The 912-nt window shown below is 66.4% G+C and carries 1 protein-coding gene and 1 pseudogene; both read right to left on the bottom strand.

Annotation, left to right across the window (positions count from 1 at the left end; all coding sequences use genetic code 11):
• Window positions 1–153 (bottom strand): annotated as a pseudogene (locus A3730_RS30640) (aspartate aminotransferase family protein); the annotation flags it as partial.
• A 19-nt stretch (window positions 154–172) separates the two neighbouring features.
• Window positions 173–844, bottom strand: a complete 672-nt coding sequence (gene thiE / locus A3730_RS24415; protein WP_063519266.1) for a thiamine phosphate synthase — start codon at window positions 842–844, stop codon at window positions 173–175.
• Window positions 845–912: the final 68 nt, after the last annotated feature.

Genomic DNA, 912 nt, shown 5'->3' with positions numbered 1-912 from the left:
GTCGTCTTCGTCGAACAGGTAGGCGCCACGGGCGGAATGGAAGAACACCGGTGTGCCGCCGACGCTTTTGAACGCCCGCACCGGGGAATTCACGCCGCCGGGAATGTGTTTCTGGGCCTGACGGAAAAGCTGTTCAGAGTGCTTGCGGCTCATGGTGTGTCCTCTGTTGAATCTATTCTGGGATGGCCTGTCCGGCGGAGGCCGGGAAACAGGCGCTGAAGCGGCGTGCTGCTGCTTCGATGGAGGCCGTGTCGGCGTGCCCGAACAGGGCATGAATGACCGCCACAGACACGGCGCCAGCGTCGATCAGTTGCGGCGCATTATCCGGATTCACTCCGCCGATGGCTACCACGGGTTGATGAAACTGCTGGCAGGCCTGGCGTAGCACCGCCAGTGAGGCCGGCGGCGCCTGGGGTTTGGTCTGCGAGGTGAAGAAGCGACCCATGGCCAGGTAATCTGCGCCGGCTTCGGCGGCTTGGCCGGCCAATGCCAGATCGCCGTGGCAGGTGACGCCGATAATCCGTGAACCTCCCAGCTGCTCGCGGGCGGCTTTGATGCCGCCGTCGCTCTGGCCGATGTGCACTCCATCGGCGTCCACGCGGGCGGCAAGAGCCGGATCATCATTGACAATAAACAGGGCACTGTATTGGTGGCACAGGGCGCGTAGCTGGGCGGCCCGGTATTCGCGCTGGGCCGGGCTGGCGGTCTTGTCCCGGTATTGCAGCAGTCGGGCGCCGCCGCGCAGGGCGGCTTCGGCGGCAGGCAGCAGGCGCTCGTCCGGGGTCAGTGCCGGGTCGGTGATCGCGTAGAGGCCGTGGAGCCGGTGGCGTCGGTGGAGGGACATGGGGCGCTCAGGCCTGGCGGTTGGGCACGTATTGGCCTTGCCCGGGCTGGAAGGCGCCGCGCAGAAAG

It is taken from the genome of Alcanivorax sp. HI0044, from assembly GCF_001634945.1.
The sequence above is the reverse complement of the archived record's forward strand: the minus strand, read 5'-3'. Positions and strand labels throughout refer to the sequence as shown.